This window comes from Lysinibacillus boronitolerans JCM 21713 = 10a = NBRC 103108 (assembly GCF_000772935.1).
In the GTDB taxonomy this organism is placed as follows: domain Bacteria; phylum Bacillota; class Bacilli; order Bacillales_A; family Planococcaceae; genus Lysinibacillus; species Lysinibacillus boronitolerans.
Map to the genome: position 1 here is coordinate 1 of NZ_JPVR01000042.1, position 7,937 is coordinate 7,937.

The window sequence follows — 7,937 nt, forward strand, 5'->3', positions numbered from 1 at the left end:
TTGCCTCTTGTGAAAAATCTGTGAATGGTTCGTGTTTGTATGGAATCATGTCAGTTTCCTCCCCATGGATAAATGGTGCCAAATGATTATGCACCTTTTAAGATTGTGTTAATTATATAATGCAATATAATTTGGCATTAATCAACTCAAATTTTAAAACTTTTTTTAATTTTTGCATCTGCTTTTCATATTGGTGTTAGAATAAGCTTAATGGATTACAGGAGGACAAAATGGATAACAAGGTACTACTAAGTATTTATAAATACGTCATTGAAAAAGGCGATATGGGCATTTGTGTGGTAGACACAGAGGGTAAATTGCTTATATACAATAAAAAAATGAGAGAATTGGAAGGCGTCAATGAGGATGAGTTTGAGGAGAGGCGAGCCTTAGAGATTATTGATTTTGAAATCGAAAAAAGTGATATTTATAAGGTCCTCAGCTCTGAAACGCCAGTACGCAATATAAAAAAAACGTATTGGAATAAAAAAAATCAAGAAGTGACCTACATAAGCAATATTTATCCGTTGCACTATGAAGGCTCTTTAATAGGCGCTGTGGAATTTGCCCGAGATATAACACAGCTTGAATACATGATGTATCAGCCTCTAAGAAGGTATGGCGCACCATTGACTTTTGACATCATCACGGCTGTGTCACCCGTCATGAAGGATGTCATTGAAAAAGCAAAAATTGTGGCGCTAAGTAGAATGCCTGTTGTGTTGATAGGGGAATCAGGTACTGGGATTGATATGGTTGCTGAGGGAATACATCATGACCTAAAGGTGCAAAATGATATGTTTATTGCTTTAATTTGCCGTCGAGATGAGAAAACGGTATTAAAGCAATTTGAAAAATATATTGTGGAAAAGGAGAAAATAACCTTCTTTGCTGAGCGCATTGAATATTTATCTCTAGAGGCACAAGAAAAGATTGTTGAACTTTTAAATAATCATCCTAATCATCAGCATGTTTTAATTGCTAGTGTTGGCAAAGATCCAATTGATTTAATTCAAAAGCATGAACTATCCAAAAAGCTTTACCGTCTTTTTTCAGGTATTACGATTTATGTGCCTCCTTTACGAGAAAGAAAAGAGGATATTATGCCTTTTATCGATGATTACTTCAAAAGGCATCGTGATAGCTTTGGCTCATCTATTCAAGGGCTTTCAGATGAAGTGCGAGATACTTTTTTAAAATACGATTGGCCGGGAAATTTAAAGGAATTAGAAGTCTTGCTGGATGAAATTACCTCATTGATCACCAATGAAACGATAGTGGAATCACATATGCTGCCCGTGCATTTTAAATGGAAAATCCAAAGCGCTTGTGAGGAGACGGAAAAAGAGGTTTCTACGAGTGATTTGTTTGTCATTAAAAATCAACAGGATATTCGACCATTAGATGTCTATATGAAAGAGGTAGAGGAGTACTATATTTCAAAGGCATTAGATTTTCATCAAGGAAATATTTCTAAAACGGCTGCTGCATTGGGGATTCGTCGACAAAGTCTCCAATATCGTGTTAAAAACTATAAGCTCAATAAAAAAAGCGAAAACATTGATTAACGATGTTTTCGCTTTTTTGGATAGGTTCCCAAAACTAAACTGATGAATAGTCTCTAGCTTGTGTATTATTTCCCTTTTTTTGAAAGGCGACCTAGGGCAAATGCTGCTGCTCCTAAGCCAATTGCCATGTTCGTTTTTTTGTTAAATACCTGTTTTGTTACAAGTGCTACATTTTGTGGGCGCTCTGCTAAACGACGCATAAAGTAACCGTACCAATCGTTACCGAATGGAAGATATGTGCAGAAGTTATAACCTTCACGTGCAAGATCTAGCTGCATTTCTTTACGGAAACCGTATAGCATTTGGAATTCAAATTTTTCATTTGGAATATTATGCTGTTTCACAAATTGCTTTACATGATTGATCACATTATGGTCGTGTGTCGCAATCGAAGTGAATTTACCATGTAGCAAATGATATTCAATTAGTTTTAAGTAATTATGGTCAATATCAGTTTTTGATTGATAGGCCACATTTTCAGGTTCTTTATAAGCACCTTTTACAATACGTAAGCGGAAGTTTTTGTATTTCTCAATATTTTCCTCTGATTCGAAGAAGTAAGCTTGAATAACTGTTCCTACGTTATCATACTCTTTGTGTAATTCCTCTAATAATTCAAAAGAGCTATGTAAACGCTCGTAGTTTTCCATATCAAAATTCACGAAAATATTATATTGATGTGCAAGAGCCACGATTTCTTTTAAGTTTTCATAGCAAAATGCGTAATCAATATCTAAACCTAATTGTGAAGGTTTAAGTGATATATGTGCATCAAGCTGTTCATCATGAATAGCTTGTACAACAGCTAAAATATTATTTTTGGCAGCAGTTGCCTCTGATTTTTCGTAGACGAACTCGCCTAGATTATCGACTGTACAAGAAATATTAGCCTTGTTTAATTCTTTAATCGATTGCACAACTTCTGGTAAACTTGTGCCAGCAACAACACTTTGGGCACCCATTTTTAAACCATACTTTTGTGCAGCGCTGTTTAACAATTTGTTCTCTGATAAGTAAATGAAAAAGTCACGTAATACCATCATATGCCTCCAAGAATGAAAATTTTAAATTCTTGGCGATTATAACACTTTTTTTGAAAAGTAAAATGGTTTGATTTTCAGAAAAAATATTTTTCAGAGCCAGTTAGTGAGATAAAACTATTGCAGTCATTGACTTTTTCATGAAAAAAATAAAAATTAAAAAATTTTTTTCAAAAAAAAGGACTTTTCAAAATAATAGATTTGTTTTATGTTGATTATTATATGTCTTAATTCAATTAAATGTATAATATTGGTATTTAAGAGTGCGGTTTTTAAGAATTGTCTATGGAATTAATAATATTTCAATATAATTTATTGGATAAATGATAGTGGATATCTTAGAAGCGAATCTTAGATATCCACTTTTGCATTTATTAATATAAATATCATATTAATAGTAGTTTATAGTAAAAAAAAACAGGGTGTATTATAATAAAATGGTATATAATCATGAGTGAATTATGTACATTTTGTGAATTTATAGTTGCTTTTGATTTAGAATAGTGTGTCTATATAAGCAATAGAAAAGGGAAATATGACTACTCTAAACTAAGATAAGGTGGAAAGTATGGCAAGAGGCAGAAAATTTAATTCAAATGGAGAACTAAGTAAAAAACTATTACTTGAAAAAGCGATAGAGCTATTTTCTGATAAAGGTTATCATCATACCAAAATTAGTGACATTGTAAAGGCTGCCAATGTAACTCAGCCTACTTTTTATCTCTATTTTAAAAGCAAGGATGCCCTTTATAACGATTTGAATGCGCAATTTCAAAGCGGATTCTTTGCAGTAATGAATAGTAAGTCTACGGACATTATTGAATATGGATTACAGGGTTTTGTCACGCTATTAGAGCAAAAGCTATTGAACCTGTTCGTATACATAATTGAAAATCCTGAATTAACAAAAATAGGTTTTATTGAATCCAAGCAAGCACAATTGGTAAAAAACCAAATGACTCAGCAATTGCTCCACCTTATTTATCTGCATGATTGTGACAAAGATCTACAACTGTATAGTGTGGATATAAAAATTATGATAGATTGTTTAGTAGGATCAATAGAAAGACTCATCATAACGAATTTATTAGAAGAAAAAAGGTTACCTGCAGAACTAGCAAATGACATTGTACAATTATATTTTTGGAAAACAAAAGAAGTGATATAAAAAACCTGTCATCGATTTTTACTGTCGATGACAGGTTTTTTTATTTGTTTATTCTTATATGCTGATAGTAGCCTTTTTGATCTTTGCTACGTGCATTTGGGTGAATAAGTAGCATATATTCCTGATCCGCTAATAAAGCACTCTTAGGAGTAATAGTTAATGAACGCCCTTCAATTTTAACTGTTACGGGTACTTCCTTAGCTCCTAAAGCAACCAGTTGAATGTTGCTCTTAGCGATTTGTGAAGTAAGTGCTGTAGGGAATTTCACTGTGAATTTTTTCGTATCAGCAATATTTTTTACCGTGGAGAGTTGTTTATATTTAGGATATTTTTCCTTCAATGCATCATAATGTGCCTGGAAAATAGGTGCTGTTGTGGTTTGAACATTTGGTTTAACGCCTACTTCATGGATAATATGACCAGCTGGACCTGTAAATTTACCAACTGTAAGCTTTAAATAGCTTCCATCATGTAATGTATAAAAACCTTGCATAGCACCTTTCCCATAGGTTGTTTCTCCGTATAAAATAGCAGCTTTCTGGTCTTTTAGTGATGCGGAAAGCATTTCAGAAGCACTTGCACTATAGCGGTTTACAAGAATACGGGTATCTTTAGGAAACTTTGTATCTTGTTGAACTGCTGGTATGGTATAAGAGGCGTGTGCTTCTTCTAATAAATAGGCAACTTTAGCAGATGGAAATAATCCTGTAAGTTCTTCAGCTGTTGTCACATAACCGCCACCATTATTTTGTAAATCTAAGATAAACGATGTTGCACCACGTTTTTTTAAGTCTATCAGCGCATTTTTGACAAGCTGTGCACCATCCTCTGAAAAGGAAGCCAACGAAATATAGCCCACATTTCCAAATAGCAGATCAGTTTGTACATTCGGTAATGTGAATTTTTTACGTGTAATAGTTTTAGTAGTTTTTGAACCATCACTATTCTTTAATGTAACTTCTACCTTAGTCCCTTCATTACCGATTAAAAGGGAGGAGGTTTCTTGTGTAGAACGCCCGATAATGGATTCACCATTAACGCCAATAATGATATCTCCAGCCTGAACCCCAGCCTCAAATGCGCCACTGCCTTCGATTACTTGTAAAATATGAATGCCATCTTCGTGTTCTTCAATCACCACACCTATACCTATAGTAGATAGGTTAATGCTATTCATATAATTTTCAAATTCTTGTTTAGTGAAGTAGGTTGAGTAAGGATCAAGCATATCCATGATTTCTGAGATGGATGTAGCCTTCTCTAAGTTTCCATCAATTGTTCCAACATAAGTATCTTTAACAATCTCCTTAATCTCCTTGATAAGCTGTTGATCATTTTCAGCCGCTTGAGTGCTTGTAAAAGGGAGAAGGAAGAAGCCTAGAACAAATGCGAATGACCATATTAACTTTTTCATTGGACACCTCTTTTCTAGAACTCAAAATAAAATGTAGCATTTTATGGTATTAATTGGATGGTTACATTATGCAATTGAGTATCTGATTTTTATTATACATGAAGCTATAGCTATCGTGGTGGACTAGAAAAAGAATCTACTTGTCGCTATAGGCAAGTAGATTCTTATAAATTATTTATTTTTCAATTTATGAATAATAAAACCGATTACTGCGCCCACAATAGCTGGTAAAAGCCACCCTAAATTTTGTTCATACATTGGCAATGCTTTCAGGATAGTTTCATAAGGCGTAATTTCAACTTTCATTTGTTTTAAGCCATCATATAGACTGACAAGGAAAGTTGGAACGAGCGCTAAAATATAAACAATTTGTCCACCTTTAAAGAAGTGATCTGCTAGTGACAAGACCATTAACACCATAGCTAAAGGATAAATGATTAATAGCACAGGTAGTGATGCACTAATTATTGTTGAAAGTCCCACATTTGTAATAGCTGCACTAAAAATAGTGAAGACCACTAAAAACGTTTTGTATGAAATTTGAGGGAAGAGTTTATGGAAAAATTGTGCATTAGCAGTTAATAAACCAACAGCCGTTGATATACATGCTAGTAAAATAGTCGCAGACAAAATAATACTTCCAAGGCTACCAAAGAGTACCTCAGCTGATTTTGCAATAATATTTCCGCCATTATCAGAGATACCAATTGCAGTGATACTTGTGTTACCAATATGCCCTAGAGAGATATAAACAAAGGATAAACCAATAGCGGCAACGACACCCGCAAAAATCGTAGTTTTTACTTGTTTTCTTGTATCCTTCATCCCCATATCACGCAGGGCCTGTAAAATGACGATACCAAAAACAAGAGCACTTAGAACATCCATCGTTAAGTAACCTTGTACAAAGCCTTCAGCTAAAGGTGACACTTTATAGTTGCCAACAGCTTCTCCTGGTTCTCCCATTGGAGAAATAAAACTTTTAACAGCAAGCAATAAAATAACGAAAAGCAGGGCAGGTGTTAAAATTTTACCTACTCGATCGACGAGCTTCGAAGGATTAATAGATAAATATAAAATTAAAGTAAAAAACAAAATAGATGTGATGAAAAGTGGCGCCCAATGATCCCTCATAGCTTCTGAGAGAAACGGAGCAATGCCTATTTCATAGGACACAGATCCTGTTCGTGGTACAGCAAAGAATGGTCCAATTGCTAAGTAGACAATGGAGGTGAAAATCACCCCAAAAGCAGGGCTAACACGGTTAGCAAGCAGTTGTAAGTCGCCTCCTGCTTTGGCAACAGCAACAATCGCTAATAATGGTAGACCAACACCTGTTATAAGGAAACCAATCATAGCTACAGTGATGTTTTCACCTGCTTGTTGGCCTAATAATGGTGGGAAAATAATATTACCAGCACCCAAGAACAAGGCAAATAGTAGTAATCCTACTGCTAAATTTCCTTTGATGAAATGCAAGATGTTTTTCATAAGTATAATAACTCCTTTAAGATTGAAAAGCTAAAACTTTCTAAAAATTTTAAATACAGAAGTGTATGTTATCATAGGAACACTAATCTTGCAACGAAAATAGTATTTCAATATAGTCGGATTTCGTCGTATTCTATAAGTTTCCTATAATGTTTGAAAAATAGTCAGTTTTTCCGATTTTTCATGCCATAGTTATCTAGTATGATAGACACACAAGGGAATATTCTAGCACGAACGGAGGCACTTTGGTATGCAAAAGACAAAAAAATGGAGAATTCTTGTTCTAAGTACTTTAGCAACTTCATTTTTAGCATTACAAACAGCGGAAGCAGCAACATATACTGTACAAAAAGGAGATACTTTAACGAAAATCGCCCAAAATCATCAAGTCACGATTGGGGATATTATGAAGTGGAATAATCTATCGAAAGATACGATTTATGTAGCTCAAAAGCTTGAGATACAAAAGCAATCAAAGAATGAGGGAGTAAAGCCCTCCACTCCATCAACATCTGTAAAGCCAACAACTAGCTCACATACAGTAGCGAAAGGTGACACATTATCAAAAATCGCAAAGCTGTATAATGTGACAATTAAGGATATTATGGATTGGAATAAGCTTGAAAAGGACACAATTTTTATTGGACAAGTCTTGAAGGTTTCTCCAGGCGCAGTGATACCCGATGGTGATACTATACATAATAATGTGACTTCAGGTACGGGCACCCCATCAAAAGTAACCTCAAAAGATCCTACAGCTAATGGACAAGCGATTTATAACAAAACAGTTGAAGTTGCCAATACTTTAGTTGGAACACCCTATCTATACGGTGGAAATACACCTGTAGGCCTAGATTGTAGTGGTTTTATTTTTTATGCCTTTAATCAAGGTGGTTTAAAAATAGGAAGAGCAAGCAGTGAAGGTTATTTTTATGGAAATACAACGCATGTAGAAAATCCGGTACCTGGTGATTTAGTATTCTTCGAGAATACGTATAAAGAAGGTATTTCTCATATGGGAATTTATCTCGGTGATAATAAATTCATTCATGCAGGTACAGATGGTGTAGAAATTTCAGATGTTACGTACTCTTATTGGTCTTCTAAATTAGTAGCCTACAAACGATTTGACAATGTGAAATAAAAAGTAGCGATTTTTGCCTAGGCAAAAATCGCTTTTAATTTTAGCAAAACCCCCTTCTGTTAAAATGAAGTGACCCCTAAAAGTTAGACACGGTTATTTCGTTTAGACAGCT

General features: G+C 34.5%; 6 protein-coding genes. 3 read left to right on the plus strand and 3 right to left on the minus strand.

Translation table 11 applies throughout. From position 1 onward, the window contains the following. Positions 1 to 230: 230 nt before the first annotated feature. Positions 231 to 1,568, plus strand: a complete 1,338-nt coding sequence (locus tag CD31_RS00500; protein WP_036074905.1) for an AAA-type ATPase lid domain-containing protein — start codon at positions 231 to 233, stop codon at positions 1,566 to 1,568. 65 nt (positions 1,569 to 1,633) lie between these two features. Here CD31_RS00500 and CD31_RS00505 read toward each other — a convergent pair whose 3' ends face one another. Continuing rightward, positions 1,634 to 2,608, minus strand: a complete 975-nt coding sequence (locus tag CD31_RS00505) for a proline dehydrogenase family protein (protein WP_036074906.1) — start codon at positions 2,606 to 2,608, stop codon at positions 1,634 to 1,636. A gap of 568 nt (positions 2,609 to 3,176) precedes the next feature. Here CD31_RS00505 and CD31_RS00510 point away from each other — a divergent pair. Beyond that, entirely contained in the window at positions 3,177 to 3,776 is a 600-nt protein-coding gene (locus CD31_RS00510; RefSeq protein WP_016993739.1) for a TetR/AcrR family transcriptional regulator, read from the plus strand. A gap of 40 nt (positions 3,777 to 3,816) precedes the next feature. On the opposite strand, the gene CD31_RS00515 is transcribed toward CD31_RS00510, so the two are convergent. Both CD31_RS00515 and brnQ read right to left on the minus strand, forming a co-directional pair. Next, positions 3,817 to 5,190 carry a S41 family peptidase gene (locus CD31_RS00515; protein WP_036074909.1) on the minus strand — a complete coding sequence of 458 codons (1,374 nt, stop codon included), beginning with the start codon at positions 5,188 to 5,190 and terminating at the stop codon, positions 3,817 to 3,819. A gap of 171 nt (positions 5,191 to 5,361) precedes the next feature. Continuing rightward, positions 5,362 to 6,681: a branched-chain amino acid transport system II carrier protein gene (brnQ, locus tag CD31_RS00520; RefSeq protein WP_036074910.1), complete on the minus strand. Its 1,320-nt coding sequence runs from the start codon at positions 6,679 to 6,681 to the stop codon at positions 5,362 to 5,364. Positions 6,682 to 6,931: 250 nt separating this feature from the next. Between brnQ and CD31_RS00525 the strand changes: the two genes are divergently transcribed. Next, the gene (locus tag CD31_RS00525; RefSeq protein WP_016993741.1) at positions 6,932 to 7,825 is read left to right on the plus strand and encodes a C40 family peptidase; all 894 of its coding nucleotides are present in this window, start codon (positions 6,932 to 6,934) and stop codon (positions 7,823 to 7,825) included. Positions 7,826 to 7,937: the final 112 nt, after the last annotated feature.

Coding starts and splice junctions, on each gene's coding strand:
- CD31_RS00500 (WP_036074905.1), top strand. CDS start 231: ATGGATAACAAGGTACTACTAAGTATTTATAAATACGTCATTGAAAAA.
- CD31_RS00505 (WP_036074906.1), bottom strand. CDS start 2,608: ATGGTATTACGTGACTTTTTCATTTACTTATCAGAGAACAAATTGTTA.
- CD31_RS00510 (WP_016993739.1), top strand. CDS start 3,177: ATGGCAAGAGGCAGAAAATTTAATTCAAATGGAGAACTAAGTAAAAAA.
- CD31_RS00515 (WP_036074909.1), bottom strand. CDS start 5,190: ATGAAAAAGTTAATATGGTCATTCGCATTTGTTCTAGGCTTCTTCCTT.
- brnQ (WP_036074910.1), bottom strand. CDS start 6,681: ATGAAAAACATCTTGCATTTCATCAAAGGAAATTTAGCAGTAGGATTA.
- CD31_RS00525 (WP_016993741.1), top strand. CDS start 6,932: ATGCAAAAGACAAAAAAATGGAGAATTCTTGTTCTAAGTACTTTAGCA.